Origin of the sequence: Leptothoe kymatousa TAU-MAC 1615 (assembly GCF_018739865.1) — a bacterium.
GTDB classification, from domain to species: domain Bacteria; phylum Cyanobacteriota; class Cyanobacteriia; order Phormidesmidales; family Phormidesmidaceae; genus Leptothoe; species Leptothoe kymatousa.
Map to the genome: position 1 here is coordinate 284,799 of NZ_JADOER010000009.1, position 14,827 is coordinate 299,625.

Consider the following 14,827-nt stretch of genomic DNA (forward strand, 5'->3'; position numbering starts at 1 on the left):
AGCCCCTTCTTAGGAGGTAGCCCCTCCCGAGAGGGGAAGTTTTTTAACCTCTTGCTGTTTAAGAGACTTCACTATCCATGACACACGTTTCCCCCAAAACTCTCATCGCCCCCGCCCTACTCTGTGCCACCCTGTTCGGCTGTGGCGGCAGTGGCACCGATAACTACGGCAACCCCGTCGCCACCACCGATGCCGATATTCCCTACGTCGCCGTTACCCAAATCGTGGAACACCCGGCCCTAGATGCGGTGCGCGATGGCCTCCAAGACAAGTTAAGGGAAGAAGGTTTAGAAGCCGATAGCTCGCTCAAATGGGTGTGGGAAAGTGCCCAGGGCCAGCCCGCCAATGCGGCCCAGATCGCCCAAAAGTTTGTGGGGGACAACCCGGATCTGATCGTCGCCATCGCCACCCCCTCGGCCCAGGCGGTGGTGGGCAATACCGACACCATTCCCGTGGTATTTTCCGCCGTTACTGACCCCGTTAGTGCAGAGCTGGTGCCCAGCCTGGAAGCCCCCGGTGGCACCGTTACCGGCGTCAGCGATCTCTCCCCTATTGATGAGCACCTGGCCCTGGTGGCCGATATTGCCCCGGAGGCAAAAACCGTGGGTGTGATTTACAACGCTGGGGAATCTAACTCCGTTAGCCTGGTGAATTTGCTCAATGCCGAAGCCGAGGCCCAGGGGTTTACCATCGAAGAGGCAACCGTATCCACCTCCGCCGATGTGGCCACCGCAGCGGAGAGCCTGGTGGGTAAAGTGGATGCCATTTATGTGCCCACGGATAATACGGTGGTGTCGGCCTTGGAGTCGGTGATCCAGGTGGGCAATGAGAACCAGCTGCCGGTGTTTGCCGGGGATACGGATTCGGTGAAGCGGGGTGCGATCGCAACCGCCAGCTTTGACTACTACGAAGTCGGTCGCCAAACCGGTGATATGGTCACCCGCATCCTCGGCGGTGAGAACCCCGGCGACATTCCCGTAGAGCTAGCCAAAAATGTAGACCTGGCCGTAAATTTAGCCGCCGCCGAAGCCATGGGGGTCACCATTCCCGATTTGATTAAGAACAGCGCCGACCAGGTATTTGAATAACCGTCATCCCGTAGCCGTTATTTCCCTGAAGTAACGAAAACAATCTAGAGAGACTGCCCCCCTTACCTGTTTGATGCTTGAATAGCTAACGGATGTCCGTTAGCTACTAATGTCCCTTGTTGCCTTTCTTGGAGCCATTGAAACCGGTTTGCTCTATGGCTTTCTTAGCCTGGGAGTTTACCTCTCCTTTCGGGTGCTTAAGTTTCCAGACCTGACGGTAGATGGCAGCTTTCCCCTCGGGGCCGCCGTGGTCGCCACCCTGATCACCAAAGGCGTTAACCCCTGGCTTGCCACCGGCGTTGCCATGGCGGCGGGGGCCTTGGCCGGTCTATGCACGGCGTTCCTGAGCGTGCGGTTTAATATCCTCAATTTGCTGGCCAGCATTCTCACCATGATTGCGCTTTACTCCATTAACCTGCGCATTATGGGCCGGCCCAATGTGCCGCTGCTCAACCAGCCCACCCTATTTGATGGTTTAGAAAAACTTCTCCCCATCTGGGTGATTTTGCTGGTGGGGTTAGGCCTCACCAAGCTGGCCATGGACTTTTTTCTCACCTCCGATGTGGGGCTGGCCATGCGCGCCACCGGCATGAATCCAGTAATGGCCAATGCCCAGGGCATCTACACAAACCGGTTAATTTTGTTGGGCATGGCCCTGAGCAATGCGCTGGCGGCATTGTCGGGGGCGCTATTTGCCCAGGTGAATGGCTTTGCCGATGTGGCGTTGGGGGTGGGTACGGTGGTGGTGGGTCTGGCCACGGTGATTCTGGGGGAGGCGATGTTCCCCAGCCGCACGGTGCGCTGGGCCACCCTGGCGGTAATTTTGGGCTGTTTGGTCTATCGCCTGGTGATTGCCTTTGCGTTAAATGCGGATTTTCTAGGGTTGCGGGCCCAGGATTTAAATCTGGTGACGGCGGTGATTGTGGTGCTGGCGCTGGTGTTGCCCCAGGCAAATTTGTTGGCAAAATTGAAACGTAATTGACCTAGGCGTATGCACGAAATGCTCCCCCCAACATCCTTTATTTTGATTAATTGGTGGGCGGTGCCCACCCTCCGATGTATTTCAATTAACCGATGATTTCCCTTGCTGACATCCATGTGACGTTTAACCTTGGTACTCCGTTGGCAAAACCGGCGCTGCGGGGGGTGAATTTGGATATTGCTGCCGGGGAATTTATTACGGTGATTGGCAGCAACGGGGCGGGTAAGTCCACATTGTTGAATGTTATTAGCGGCGATATTGGTTGCGATCGCGGCTCCATCACCATCGAAAACCAAACCGTTACCCCCTGGTCCACGGCCCGGCGGGCCACCCTCGTTTCACGGGTGTTTCAAAATCCGCTGGCGGGCTCCTGCGCCGATTTAACCATCGAAGAAAATTTGGCACTGGCCTTTCGACGGGGCCAACCGCGAGGATTGCGGCCCGCCCTCAACAACCGGCTGCGGCATCAGTTTCGGGCCACATTGGCTAGCCTGGAACTAGGGCTGGAAAATCGACTTAGCGATCGCATTGGCCTATTGTCCGGCGGTCAGCGGCAGGCCCTTAGCTTGGTAATGGCCACCCTGGCCCCCGCCAAAATATTGCTACTAGACGAACACACCGCCGCCCTAGATCCCAAAACCGCCCACTTCATCATGGGGCTCACCGCCCAGCTCGTAGCCGAACATCACCTAACGACATTAATGGTGACCCACAGCATGCGCCAGGCCGTAGCCGTAGGCAATCGGCTGCTAATGCTCCACGAAGGCCAAATTATTTTTGATGCCGCCGGGGCCGACAAAACCAACCTCACCATTAACGATTTACTCAGCCGATTTGCTGGGGATGCCCTCACCGACGACAGCCTGCTGCTGGGTTAGGGCTTGTTAAAAATTAAAATCATGGCCCTATGTATTTAAGTCATGACTTAACAAACTTTTCATGCTTAAACCACAAAGTAGTTGCCTAACAGCCCCTTAGTTCCCCAAAAATACTGAAACTATTATCAACGAATATAGGTCTGGGGCCTTGGGGATAGATTCCAGGTGTGCCCATATTTGTCAAATATTAGAAACAAAATTAGGGCTGTACGACCTCTGCTTATTAAGCCTATCGACCGAAAACGAAAGAAATCGTGATATTACCTTTACCTTTCAAGGCAACCTTCTTAAAAGATACTTCACATTTTTTAAGCGGTTTTGTCATTCTTGATGCAGCTGATTCCAATGCGATCAATTACTCTAACACCTAATTATTACGCGTTTTCCCTGACCAATCTACCCATGCCCCATAAATTGGAGTAGAAAAAATATTCTCTCAGGAAAGTTACATTACTTAAAATATGCTAATGTTGACACACAATAACGCAGCATCACTAACGTCCTAAGCAAACTCGCGTGACTTTATTCCTGTTTTAAGGCTTCAGGAGCCTATATTTTCTCTATTGTTATTTCACTACATATGATTTTTCATCTGTATACATAGAGAAACGTCTGGGTACCCACAGGTGTTTTCAGGGTACGCGGGGTTGCTTTTATCTTTTAATCCCTACGCTTCGTAGAGTAGTTTCCATTTCACCCGTACTGCCTCGACAACGAGGTGGAGTCATTTTTTCTCTGTAGTTCGCGCTATCAACACATCACTCGTATGAATTCTTCTCAAACATCCAATGATTTGGTTCGTACATACCTTAAAGAAATAGGGCGCGTACCACTTTTGACCCATGAACAAGAAGTTGTTTATGGCAAGCAAGTTCAAAAGTTCGTCGCCTTTCAAAAGCAACGTAACGAATTAAGCGAAAGCCTAGAGCGAGAGCCTAGCCAGCAGGAATGGGCCGAAGCCGCTGGGGTGTCCATCGCTGAGCTAACCCAGGCTGTCGAAGCTGGCGAACTGGCCAAACGCCGCATGGTAGAAGCGAACCTGCGACTGGTCGTATCTGTTGCCAAAAAATATATCAAGCGCAACGTTGACCTGTTGGACCTAATCCAAGAAGGGACCATCGGCATGCAGCGGGGCGTAGAAAAGTTTGATCCCCTCAAGGGCTATCGCTTTTCCACCTATGCCTACTGGTGGATTCGCCAGGCCATTACCCGTGCAATTGCGGAGAAAAGCCGCACCATTCGCCTGCCCATTCATATTACAGAAAAGCTTAACAAGATTAAAAAAGCCCAGCGACAGCTTTCTCAGAAACTGGGTCGCGCCGCCACTGTGTTGGAATTAGCCGACGAAGTGAAGCTTACCCCCAAGCAGGTGCGAGAATATCTAGATAAATCTCGCACCCCCCTCTCCCTAGATTTACGCATTGGCGACAACCAAGATACAAATCTAGGAGACCTGCTAGAAGATCCAGGTCAAACACCTGAGGACTATGCCACCCAGTCCCTGCTGCGCAAGGATCTCGATCGGCTAATGGCGGAACTCACCCCCCAACAACAGCGGGTGCTACACCTGCGGTTTGGCTTGGACGACGGCAAGCACATGACCCTGGCCAAAATTGGTGAACTGCTTAGCATTAGCCGCGAGCGGGTGCGCCAAATTGAGCGCGAAGCCCTAACTCGCCTGCGCAAGCGCCAGTCCGATATGCGTGAGTATCTAGCCAGCTAGGTAACTAGATTCGGTTCATTACCCAATCTCTCCAGTGGCCCGGCATCAGGTCAACGCCAATGGCAGATTTAACCAAGTAGCCGATCACCACCACCGAGACGCTCACCACCACATTAAGGGCAATGATTAAGCCAACAGCCGCAATCAAATTGCCAATGCGGCTGCCTGTGCTTTGTTGTCGTCGATTTTTGTGGCGCGTATCTTCCCCCACCAGCAGTCTGAAATAGAACCGCGAAATAATTAGATCGACGGTGAAGTTCAGATCAACAATTTTGGGCGAGGGCTTGCCCATGGCCAGGTTAACAATGCGGCGCATCTCCTGCCACTGTTGGCCACTGAACTCTTGGGCAACGGCGGGATTGACCAGGGTTAAAAGGCTATCAGCCGTTCTAGCCCCCCTGGTGCCAGGCTCCCTAGCAGGCTGAGATTTTTGGTTACCCCGTTGCGAATTTATCCTAGGAAACATTGAGTTCGATTAGGTCGTAATGGTTAGGTGAAATCTGTGGCCTAGGGCGAGGGCGAGGTAGCTCAACCCGCCGAGAAAAGCGGTATATTTCCAGGGAAAGCGCTGTTGCCGGGCAAACTCTTTCACGCCGGCCCCCAACAATACGATCAGCAAGCTTCCCAAGAGCCAAAGGGTAATCAAGGTGCTGGACCAAATTTGAGGCGGTGTCAGGGGAATGGGCATTGCCTTGGTAATGGGCCAAGGATGGATAAAGGCATAGACAATCACCATGGTGGAGAAACAGGCTGCCGATAGCACCACTCCCCCCATGCCCGTTATGGCCGTATAGCCCACCAAAAGACAAATAAGTCCCCACGTCGCCGCACCCACGTCGCAGCTAGATAGGTAAAACCCACCCACCGTGTAGCCCACTAAAATGGCTACGGCGTAGCGGAACTGATGATATCTAGGCCGAACTAGGGCGGTGTAGAGTTTATTCATCAAATGCCTAGAAAACGACGACAATTGCCACGGGGTAGATTGTTTTGCCTGCTGCCCAAAGCTTTTAGCCAGATGCCCAGGGCAGGCTTACTTTTCCCGAAATTCTATACTTAGTACCAGGCAACAGGCAGGCATCAAGTCTCCTCGGTAGACAAACAACCAGGCCCCCGGTACATATACTGAAATTACAGGACACCATAGGAATCCAAAAAATCATGGCAGAGTCACCCAATGGCGCAACAACACATCAGACTGTACAGCTTGGGGCTGATGGGCCAACCGTTTCAGCCCTTGGCGTGGGTACCTGGTCCTGGGGCGATTCCTTGTTCTGGCAGTATGGCAAAGGCTATGGCATCGAAGACGTTAGGGCGGCATTTGAGGCATCCTTGGCGGCGGGCGTCACCTTTTTTGATACGGCGGAGGTCTATGGTTTAGGCAAGTCCGAAGAACTACTGGGAGAGTTTCTACAGGGGACAAAGTCCCCCGTTGCCGTGGCGACTAAATATTTTCCATTGCCCTGGAGATTTTCGGCCTCAGCCGTGGCAGATACCCTCACGGCCAGCCTCAAGCGACTGCAGCTACCAACGGTGGCCCTTTACCAGGTGCACTGGCCCTTTGACTTTTTGATGGGGCAAAAAACATTGATGAATGCCCTGGCCGCTGAGGTGAAACAGGGGCGAATTCAATCCATCGGGGTGAGTAACTATTCCGCCAGCCAGATGCACCAGGCCCATGGCTACCTGGCAAAACAAGGGATCCCATTGGCCGTGAACCAGGTGCAATATTCTCTTTTGCATCGCAAGATTGAATCCAACGGGGTGCTGAGCGCGGCCAAGGACCTAGGGGTGACCATTTTGGCCTATAGTCCCCTGGCCCAGGGCTTAGTAACGGGCAAATATACGGTGGAAAACCATCAGCCTCCCACCGGTGCCCGCCGTTTGGATCCCCGCTTTAGCAAGGACGGCCTAAAGAAAATTGCCCCGGTGATTGCGACATTGCAGGAGATTGGCCAGCGCCATGGCAAAACCCCGGCCCAGGTGGCGCTAAATTGGTTAATGGGGCAGGGGACAGTGGTGCCCATTCCGGGGGCAAAAAATGCTAGCCAGGCCAGCCAAAACGCCGGGGCATTGGGCTGGGCCCTCACCCCAGAGGAACAGGAACAGCTGAGTGAGGTGAGTCAACCATGGCGGTAGAAACGCAGGCAGGCGTGCATAACATTTTGAGCCGCACCCAGGGACAGCGGGTGAGCGATGGCGACACCGTTTCGCTGGTCGTGCCAGCAACCCGGCAGCTGGTGTTGGTGTGGCCCCAACTGGGCGACTTTGACAGTTTGGAATATGCCTGGTGGCTGCGGCGCGGGGCCGATAGCCTGGCGACGAAGGGGATAACCGTGCGGGCGGTGGGCATTGGCGATCGCAACTCGGGTAAAGCCTTCTGTGCCTACACCGGCTTCCCCGAAGAGTCCCTATTGCTCGACCCCGACGGTGCGTTACACCAAGAACTGGGCCTATACCCTGGGCTAACCCTGGCGGTACCGGGGTTTAATCAGCGCCAAAATGCTTGGTTAAATCTGTTACTAATGTGTGCCGGCATTGGTAGCCCTGGCACACTACCGGAAGTTTTTCGTGGTTATCTGGGCGATCGCAATGCCCCCCAGCTAATCGAAGATGAAGAAGTGGTGCAGGCCCCACCATTACCGCCGATTAAGGGAGAGTTTTTTAAGCGAGCTGGGGGGAAAGGGTTTCAACGACCGTTTGAGCTGGCTACCCTACGGTTGCGGAATATGGCGGAGGTGTTGGGCAAGTGGAACACCTATGTGCCGGATGTGAGACACATTACCCAGCGGGGAGCCACCTATGGCCTTGGGGATGGCAAAGTGGTGTATGAACATTGCGATCGCAATATCTTAGGCTTTGCGACTAATATGGGCAATCCATTGTCGTTTTTAGACGAGGTGGATTGGGGTTAGGCAAAGCAGAATAGCTTTTCCCCTCTTGGGAGGGGCGATGGGGTGGGTTGACCATTAGCGCCATTGTTCGAAACCCACCCCGCCTTCGGCCCCCCTCCCAAGAGGGGAGAAAATTCTGGATTTCCCCTAAATTCATTGCCTATTCTCCAGAATCTCGCCTTAGAACAAAAAAGAACGGCTGGGGAGATTCCTTATAGTCCATTACCCCCAGCACCGTATCATCATCCACCTGCCGAAAGGCATCATTAATGGGCAAATAATCATAAATCATCGTGGCGCTGACCTTGCCGCGATAGTCCATCATCCGCAGTCTGGCCTGACTCTCTTCTGTTTTTAGCAGCGACGGGGTTAGCCCCAGCAGCGGCTGCATAAATTCGCTTTTGAGACCGGGCAGCTTTAAGCCCCATTTCATGGCCATGGGTTGGGGGGCGACTTTGATAATCTCTCCTTGGGGGGCTAGGAACAATAGGGGGTGGACGGTTTCAGGATCGATAAATTCTTTGCCATACCAGTTGGTGGCTTCCAGCAGGCCATCCATGGGGTGGGCGGTGTGGAGGCCGGAGCCTTGCCAGCGGCCTTGCATAAAGTCCAGGGTGACGGGGGCTAGGGAGTCGAATAACTGGAGGGCTTTTTCGGTGGTTGTTTTGCCTGCTTGCAGGATCGACTGAGCGTTTTCTGGGGGTTCCATTTTTGTTTGGTGGAGTGGACCGAGAACCGTATATTTTTTTGGGGCATTGCCGATCCTCGGGATGTTTTCATCTGAGAAATTCTGATCCATTGCATCATAATCAGATCGGTTCATCCCCAAAATCAGCAACGGCGATTTTTGAGTATTTTGCATAAAAGTGCGTTTTGGCGCTGAGTAATCTATGTAGACCTCATCGTCACACGGCCCACCCCTGTAATCATATTCAGATTTTTCTCCCCACTATGTTTCTACGTCATTCATGCAGCGTTCTAGCCCTGGCAGGCATTCTAGTCGGTAGCTGGCTGGCTCCCGCCCTGGCTATGGAGCCGTCCAGAAGAGGCTCGGACCGACTATGGGCAGAAAGTCGTGATTTACCACTGGTGGAGAATGCCCCCGATTTAAGTAAGCCGCTGACCCGGTCGGACTTTATCATTTCTACGGCTTATTTTTCCCAGCAGCTATGGGAGTTTGAGCGCGCCCACTCGGCAGAACTGGAAAGGCTTTGCTTGGACTTTGAAGAGAAAGAACGCTATCTGTGGACTCGCATAGATGGCTTGAATGGGGACGGATCTGGCAGCCTGCGCAATGAGGTAGCCAGGGCTATTGAAATGGCAGGACAGGTTGCTCAGCGAGCTGAAAAGCGCGCTGAACAGCGGGCCACACAAACCAAAAATAGGTCTAAACAATTGGCGGTGCCTGCGCCCTATAACGGTAATGCGGATCTATATCGGCTGCAGGAAGAGTTTGGTTTGGATATGCGACTGGACGACGGTTCATTTCAGCTAGACCAGCCCCTAACCCAAGCTGACTATCTTGACTATATGCGTCAGCTTGAGGTTATTTATAGTCGCGTATTGTTTGCTGGAAATTCTTTTTTTACCACCGATCCGGTTGAATTTGCTTTAGAAAACCAAACTGTTATCAACACTGAGCAATCCTTTTCTGACATCTTTGATGCCCTTGGTCAGGTGCGATCGCACCTAACTGAGCTACGGGCATTGACTAGAACCCTCAACGGGAAACAGGCCGACAGTGCCCACACGGCTAGGCAAAAATCAGCCGTCGGCAGCGTGGCGGAGATTCCAGATCTTACCCCGGCTGATCCGGCCTACGGGGCACTGGAGTTTTTTAGGGAGATCACTGGGTTGGGGGAACTGCTGGGAGCTGATGGACGCTTTGATGGCCAGGCGGCACTCACTCGAGGGGAGTTTGTTAGTTATAGTCTTTATTTAATAGACGCCCCCATGGTTAGTCTTTTAGCCATCGGGTGCGGCTTTAACTCCGCTGAGTATATTAGGGATATACGGCGTTCATCTAGTCCTATGGTTGATGAGCTACAGCAGATGGTGCGAGAATTGGAGGGTGCGATCGCAGATATCAACCCCCAGTAACCCACCAGCAGTCCCTTTTTCCCATGGTGCAGCTAGGTAAATTGGTCAGGATCCACCCCTAGCGCCCGTAGTTGTTCTGCTAATTTAGCCGCTTTTGCCTCTGCTGCACTTGCCTTAGCGTCTGCCTGAGCGGCCCGCTCTGCTCCGGTGGGTAAGAGTTGGCCATCGTGATCGCACCATCTTAGCCAGGTAGCGGTTACATCTTCAAAGGTGCCGTCCCATAGGGTGAGTCCTAGTCCAATGCGGTCTAGCCAGGGTTGCTCAAGCGGTTCATAGTGCCCATGGGTTAGTCCAAAGATATGTAAAACGTCATCTCCCAGCTGCTGTAATGGGTCAAATACTACATAGTAGGTCACTCCCAGACGAGCATAGTCCTGCAGCTTGCTGCCCAGCTCATTACCCACTTTGTTAGATACAATCTCGACAACGACATCGGGGGACTTGCCAAATTCCCATACCAGATATGTCCGATTTTTCTTTTCACGAAAGTCCTGAGGCGCTTCTACATCCATGCTGATGAATACGTCTGGCACAATGGGCGGACGATGCACCGATGAAAAAATGCCAATATCTGCATCGGCGATAAAGGGACGCTCCATTCCCAGACTGGCCCAAGAGCTGTAGAGAATTTCAATCAGCATGCGCTGGAGTTTGGCTGAGAAGAAATTATCCACAGGGGTATCGTCCTCGATTACCAGTTCATGGATCTGAGGGGCTAGTTCAGCGGGTGTTAGGGTATCTGGGGTCGTTGCTGGGGTCATGGGCTAGCGGTCCTTAGACGGCATTCAAAGCAGCTATCACTAGGTTAGCAAATACCCTATTGTGACGATACAGCGGGTACCTAATCCTAGGGTTGATGAGCTATATCAGATAGTTCGGGAATTAGACGTTGCGATCGCAGATATCAAATGAGCTGGGAATTAGGGTTTGCGATCGCAGATATCAAACCCCAGTAACTCACCAGCAATCCCCGTTCCTGATGGAAAAGATTTTCTAACAACATCGTGCCAAATAACAATACGATAACCTGATTAATCGTCCCCGCCGTAACTCCTATTTAATGCCATTTGAGATGACCTGATAGGCTGGGTCGTAGGGCGGCCTCCCGGCCCTGCCCAGGGGGTTTGGGGAACTCGGAGGGACCCCAAGCAGCTGGTTTTGCTTCTCATTCGATCATATCTCGATTCAGCATAAACGAAGTCATAAGCCTTACAGATTTTCTCTGGTGGACACGAAACGCCCCTAGGAGTCTAAAAAAATAAGGGATAGACGATTTCGGGCTCGATAAATTCTTTGCCGTACCAGTTGGAGGCTTCTAACATGCCATCCATGGGGTGGGAGGTGTGCAGTCCGGAGCCTTGCCAGCGGCCTAGCATAAAGTCTAGGTTGACGGGGGCTAGGGAGTCGAATAGTTGCAGGGCTTTTTCGGTTGTTGTTTTACCTGCTTGCAGGATTGTCTGACAGGTTTCTGGGGTTTCCATTGTTGTTGATTGGTGGGATGAATCGAGAACCGTGTTGTTCCAAGATATTCTATTGGCAAATGTGAAATCGGTAATCCTGATATTTGGTAGGGGCACACCCTTGTGGTTGCCCTGCGACATTGCTAGGTACCCATGCAAAATCTCATGATACGTGATTTTCTCTTGGAAATCTTGGATCATGGCGACGGTATTGCCGGGCAAGCACAAGGCATCGCCCCTACGAGATATTCATTATTTGCAACAATTTGTCTACAATTCTGTGCCGATGCCATCGCACAATGCCAGATCTTCATCGCTAATTTCGACTGGATTATGGGCCACATGATAGCGGACCCAATCGCAACCACGAACAACCAATGAATCTAAGCTTAGAGCCTCTAAGTCCCAAAGTTTGATGGTGTTGTCACCACTGCCACTGACGAGGGTCTTGCCATCGGGACTGAAGCCCACACTAATGACCCAATCATCATGGCCATTAAGGGTGCGGATTTCCTCGCCTGTTTCCACATCCCAGAGTTTGATGGTGTTGCCGCTACTGCCACTGACGAGGGTCTTGCCATCGGGACTGAAGCTCACACTAACGACCCCATCATCATGGCCATTAAGGGTGCGGATTTCCTCGCCTGTTTCCACATCCCAAAGTTTGATGGTGTTGCCGCCACTGCCACTGACGAGGGTTTTGCCATCGGGACTGAAGCTCACACTAACGACCCCATCATCATGGCCATTGAGACTGCGGATTTCCTCGCCTGTTTTCACATCCCAGAGTTTGATGGTGGTGTCACTACTGCCACTGACGAGGGTCTTGCCATCGGGACTGAAGCCCACACTTCTGACCCGATCATCATGGCCGTTGAGGCTGTGAAGTTCCTCTCTTGTTTCCACATCCCAGAGTTTGATGGTGGTGTCCCAACTGCTGACACTGACGAGGGTCTTGCCATCGGGACTGAAGCCCACACTTCTGACCCAATGATCATGGCCGTTGAGGCTGTGGAGTTCCTCGCCTGTTTCCACATCCCAGAGTTTGATGGTGGTGTCCCAACTGCCACTGACGAGGGTCTTGCCATCGGGACTGAAGCCTACACTCAGGACCTCAGACTCATGCCCATTGAGGATGCGTATTTCCTCTCCTGTATTCACATCCCAGAGTCTGATAGTGTTGTCACCACTGCCACTAACGAGGGTTTTACCATCGGGGCTGAAGCCTACACTATGGACAAAAGAATCATGAACATTAAGAGTGCGTATTTCCTCTCCTGTTTCCACATTCCATAATTTGATGGTGCCGTCACCACTGCCACTGACGAGGGTTTTACCATCGGGGCTAAAGCCCACACTACTAACTCTAGCATCATGCCCATTGAGACTATGGACTTGGTTGCTTTTCAATAAGACTTGTTGCAGTACATTCAGTCCCTCCGGTTGGATAACCTGATACTTTTGTAAAGCAGTACCAGCCCGAATAGCTTCAGTCCACGCATCCAAATCTTTACCTTCATTCAATAGCGATAAAGAAAGCAGACCCGACGACCGCGCCTGATTTAGTGCAGCTTGCTTAATCGCTTGCTTAGCTACTCGCCATTGCCAAACAGCAACACCCCCAACAGTCATTGCCAACAATAACAACGAAGCCAATCCTCCAATCACCATTCGCTGCCGCTTCGTCTCTGCTGCCTGACCAGTCTCCAACGCTCCCCGACTTGAGGCTACATACTCCCCCTGCAACACCGTCGGTCTCGGCTCCTTCTCCGCCGCCTGCACTATCCACCGCTGCGCCTCCGTCAGCTCACTCCCCCGCAGCAGCACCTCTTCTCGCCGCCCCTTCTCATCCCACTCAATCGCCTTCAACAACAACCCAGTGTGATATCGCAAATGCACTGGGTCCGTATCCAACGTCCGCAACAACTCCTTAAAGTTCGCCTCAAACTCTCCCTCATTAGCATTAAAATCAGTCCATTGAACCTTTGCCAACTCCGGATGCAGATCTTTCGCTTCCACCGGACGATGCAACACCGTCACCATCCGCTTATTCAGCTTCGCCGCATACTCCACCTCATCCGCACAATAGGGCGACTTCACCGACCGAGGCGACAGCACAAACAAAAAGAAATTCGATGTCTCAATCCCTTTATAAATCTCCTGCTGAAAATCCGCCCCCGACGCAATACTCTCCTGATCAAACCAGGTACGCTTACGCTGCCGCTGCAATGCATTATTCAACTTCCGCGCAAAGTCCGAATCGGCCCGCGAATAGGAAATAAACACATCCGGCGACACCGCTGCTGTTTGTTTTTTGCTGGCCTCAATAAACTCCGTCTGAATCTCCGTCGGGCCATTAGTATCCCTAGCCTGGGCAACATCCTGCCATGCCTGGGCATGTTGCAACTCATAGCCCTGCAACAAAATACACGGGTTCCGCTGCTGCCGCTCCCATTTCAGCGCCTTGGTCAATAAAACCTTGTGCTCATTAAAATACGTCGCATCCTGCTTCAGCACCCGCAGCAGGTCGTCCTCATCCTTAAGGTAATCTTCCTCGGTCTCGTTATCGGTCAGGTCAATATATTGCAGATTCCTAAAGGCCACCGGAATATCCGTCTCATCCACGGTCCCCGCCAGCATAATGATTAACCGCTTATTTAGCTTGATAGCTAAGTCTATTTCATACTGACAATATTTAGACTTCAGCGAATTGCGGGACATTAAATACAACACATTGTCCGCTTCTTCCACCCCCCGCTTCAGTGCCGCTTCAAAGTCGCTGCCAAATTCAATATCCGATCGATAGGTCCAAGTGGTAATCCCTGCCCGCATTAGAGTGCGTCTCACCTGATCCGTAGTCTCAGCATCTTCCTCTGCATGGGACAAAAACACCCGGGTCATCAGGTTATCGCCGTTTTTGATGCTTTCGGTAATGTACTCGTAGTGCAGGTCCGTCGGCACCACCGGCGGCTGACTCTCTTTAAACCGAATGGCCAACCATGCTTTTGCGTTTTGTCGATCTTCCCCAGTGAGCAAATAGCGTGTTTGTTTTTGATTACGCTCCCACTCCAGAGCATCCTTCAACAGCATCGTATGCTGATGAACATAGTCCTTTTCTCGGCTCAGCAGCTCCAGCAGTCCTTCAAAGGAGTCCCCATAGTCGTCGGTGCCCTCTCGAAAATAGACCCAGTTGATCTTGCGAATTGCTGGGTGCATATTGGCAAAATGGGAATGCTTACCTGCGGCCTTATAGGCCTCCCACTGGTCCTTGGTGTCTTCTGGATTGCGATACTGCCAGGTGTCGTAGCTGATCTCCTCCACATGCAGCAGCGGAATAATCCGCTTTCTGTGCTTTAGCGCCTGCTCAATTTCCAGATTGCAGTAGTCTGAGTTCACCGAATGGGGCGAAATCAGGTACAGAAAGTTATCCGCCTTTTCAATGCCATCATCGATTTGCCTTTGGTAGTCCACCCCCAGCGGAATATCGTTATAGTCAAACCAAACCTTGTAGCCTAGCGCTGTGAGGCGTTTGCTAAGCTCCTGGGCAAATTGCTTACTATCGGCACGACCATAGGAAATAAACGCATCCTGGAAGGGGTTCATGGAAGGGGCTGCAATCGGGGACTATGGGTGAGTATACAGCCGATAAATTGCTGAAAATGTAATCGAACCGAAAGTTTTTACGTACGTTAATTGATGCGC

At 52.1% G+C, this 14,827-nt stretch carries 12 protein-coding genes and 1 pseudogene; 7 read left to right on the forward strand and 6 right to left on the reverse strand.

What is annotated here, in order from left to right:
- The first annotated feature begins 77 nt into the window (after nucleotides 1-77).
- The 4 genes from IXB28_RS11020 (at nucleotide 78) to IXB28_RS11035 (ending at nucleotide 4,671) form a co-directional block, all read left to right on the forward strand.
- A complete protein-coding gene (locus IXB28_RS11020; protein ID WP_215618632.1) occupies nucleotides 78-1,088 on the forward strand; it encodes an ABC transporter substrate-binding protein in 1,011 nt (336 codons plus the stop codon).
- Between the two features lie 109 nt (nucleotides 1,089-1,197).
- Nucleotides 1,198-2,070: an ABC transporter permease gene (locus IXB28_RS11025; RefSeq protein ID WP_215618633.1), complete on the forward strand. Its 873-nt coding sequence runs from the start codon at nucleotides 1,198-1,200 to the stop codon at nucleotides 2,068-2,070.
- Nucleotides 2,071-2,162: 92 nt separating this feature from the next.
- Nucleotides 2,163-2,948: an ABC transporter ATP-binding protein gene (locus IXB28_RS11030; RefSeq protein ID WP_215618634.1), complete on the forward strand. Its 786-nt coding sequence runs from the start codon at nucleotides 2,163-2,165 to the stop codon at nucleotides 2,946-2,948.
- A 766-nt stretch (nucleotides 2,949-3,714) separates the two neighbouring features.
- Nucleotides 3,715-4,671, forward strand: a complete 957-nt coding sequence (locus IXB28_RS11035; RefSeq protein WP_215618635.1) for an RNA polymerase sigma factor, RpoD/SigA family — start codon at nucleotides 3,715-3,717, stop codon at nucleotides 4,669-4,671.
- A gap of 4 nt (nucleotides 4,672-4,675) precedes the next feature.
- Here IXB28_RS11035 and IXB28_RS11040 read toward each other — a convergent pair whose 3' ends face one another.
- Nucleotides 4,676-5,137, reverse strand: a complete 462-nt coding sequence (locus IXB28_RS11040) for a hypothetical protein (RefSeq protein WP_215618636.1) — start codon at nucleotides 5,135-5,137, stop codon at nucleotides 4,676-4,678.
- Nucleotides 5,138-5,146: 9 nt separating this feature from the next.
- On the reverse strand, nucleotides 5,147-5,617 hold the full coding sequence (locus tag IXB28_RS11045) for a hypothetical protein (protein ID WP_215618637.1): 471 nt from the start codon (nucleotides 5,615-5,617) through the stop codon (nucleotides 5,147-5,149).
- Nucleotides 5,618-5,832: 215 nt separating this feature from the next.
- On the opposite strand from IXB28_RS11045, the gene IXB28_RS11050 reads away from it, so the two are divergent.
- Nucleotides 5,833-6,810, forward strand: coding sequence for an aldo/keto reductase (locus IXB28_RS11050; protein ID WP_215618638.1), 978 nt, complete (start codon nucleotides 5,833-5,835; stop codon nucleotides 6,808-6,810).
- The gene (locus IXB28_RS11055) at nucleotides 6,801-7,586 is read left to right on the forward strand and encodes a peroxiredoxin-like family protein (RefSeq protein ID WP_215618639.1); all 786 of its coding nucleotides are present in this window, start codon (nucleotides 6,801-6,803) and stop codon (nucleotides 7,584-7,586) included. The genes IXB28_RS11050 and IXB28_RS11055 overlap by 10 nt, the downstream gene beginning before the upstream one ends.
- 139 nt (nucleotides 7,587-7,725) lie before the next feature.
- Here IXB28_RS11055 and IXB28_RS11060 read toward each other — a convergent pair whose 3' ends face one another.
- On the reverse strand, nucleotides 7,726-8,274 hold the full coding sequence (locus tag IXB28_RS11060; protein WP_215618640.1) for a DUF4334 domain-containing protein: 549 nt from the start codon (nucleotides 8,272-8,274) through the stop codon (nucleotides 7,726-7,728).
- A gap of 242 nt (nucleotides 8,275-8,516) precedes the next feature.
- Between IXB28_RS11060 and IXB28_RS11065 the strand changes: the two genes are divergently transcribed.
- The gene (locus tag IXB28_RS11065) at nucleotides 8,517-9,665 is read left to right on the forward strand and encodes a hypothetical protein (RefSeq protein WP_215618641.1); all 1,149 of its coding nucleotides are present in this window, start codon (nucleotides 8,517-8,519) and stop codon (nucleotides 9,663-9,665) included.
- Nucleotides 9,666-9,697: 32 nt separating this feature from the next.
- Here the strand turns inward: IXB28_RS11065 and IXB28_RS11070 are convergent, their stop codons facing one another.
- The 3 genes and pseudogenes from IXB28_RS11070 to IXB28_RS11080 all read right to left on the reverse strand — a co-directional run bounded on the left by IXB28_RS11070 (nucleotide 9,698) and on the right by IXB28_RS11080 (nucleotide 14,728).
- Entirely contained in the window at nucleotides 9,698-10,426 is a 729-nt protein-coding gene (locus IXB28_RS11070) for a Uma2 family endonuclease (RefSeq protein ID WP_215618642.1), read from the reverse strand.
- Between the two features lie 492 nt (nucleotides 10,427-10,918).
- A pseudogene (locus IXB28_RS17065) lies at nucleotides 10,919-11,146 on the reverse strand (GXWXG domain-containing protein); the annotation flags it as partial.
- Between the two features lie 249 nt (nucleotides 11,147-11,395).
- Entirely contained in the window at nucleotides 11,396-14,728 is a 3,333-nt protein-coding gene (locus IXB28_RS11080) for a toll/interleukin-1 receptor domain-containing protein (RefSeq protein ID WP_215618643.1), read from the reverse strand.
- Between the last annotated feature and the right edge of the window lie 99 nt (nucleotides 14,729-14,827).

Bases quoted from the DNA above. Each gene is read 5' to 3' on its own strand.
- IXB28_RS11020 (WP_215618632.1), top strand. From the start codon at position 78: ATGACACACGTTTCCCCCAAAACTCTCATCGCCCCCGCCCTACTCTGT.
- IXB28_RS11025 (WP_215618633.1), top strand. From the start codon at position 1,198: ATGTCCCTTGTTGCCTTTCTTGGAGCCATTGAAACCGGTTTGCTCTAT.
- IXB28_RS11030 (WP_215618634.1), top strand. From the start codon at position 2,163: ATGATTTCCCTTGCTGACATCCATGTGACGTTTAACCTTGGTACTCCG.
- IXB28_RS11035 (WP_215618635.1), top strand. From the start codon at position 3,715: ATGAATTCTTCTCAAACATCCAATGATTTGGTTCGTACATACCTTAAA.
- IXB28_RS11040 (WP_215618636.1), bottom strand. From the start codon at position 5,137: ATGTTTCCTAGGATAAATTCGCAACGGGGTAACCAAAAATCTCAGCCT.
- IXB28_RS11045 (WP_215618637.1), bottom strand. From the start codon at position 5,617: ATGAATAAACTCTACACCGCCCTAGTTCGGCCTAGATATCATCAGTTC.
- IXB28_RS11050 (WP_215618638.1), top strand. From the start codon at position 5,833: ATGGCAGAGTCACCCAATGGCGCAACAACACATCAGACTGTACAGCTT.
- IXB28_RS11055 (WP_215618639.1), top strand. From the start codon at position 6,801: ATGGCGGTAGAAACGCAGGCAGGCGTGCATAACATTTTGAGCCGCACC.
- IXB28_RS11060 (WP_215618640.1), bottom strand. From the start codon at position 8,274: ATGGAACCCCCAGAAAACGCTCAGTCGATCCTGCAAGCAGGCAAAACA.
- IXB28_RS11065 (WP_215618641.1), top strand. From the start codon at position 8,517: ATGTTTCTACGTCATTCATGCAGCGTTCTAGCCCTGGCAGGCATTCTA.
- IXB28_RS11070 (WP_215618642.1), bottom strand. From the start codon at position 10,426: ATGACCCCAGCAACGACCCCAGATACCCTAACACCCGCTGAACTAGCC.
- IXB28_RS11080 (WP_215618643.1), bottom strand. From the start codon at position 14,728: ATGAACCCCTTCCAGGATGCGTTTATTTCCTATGGTCGTGCCGATAGT.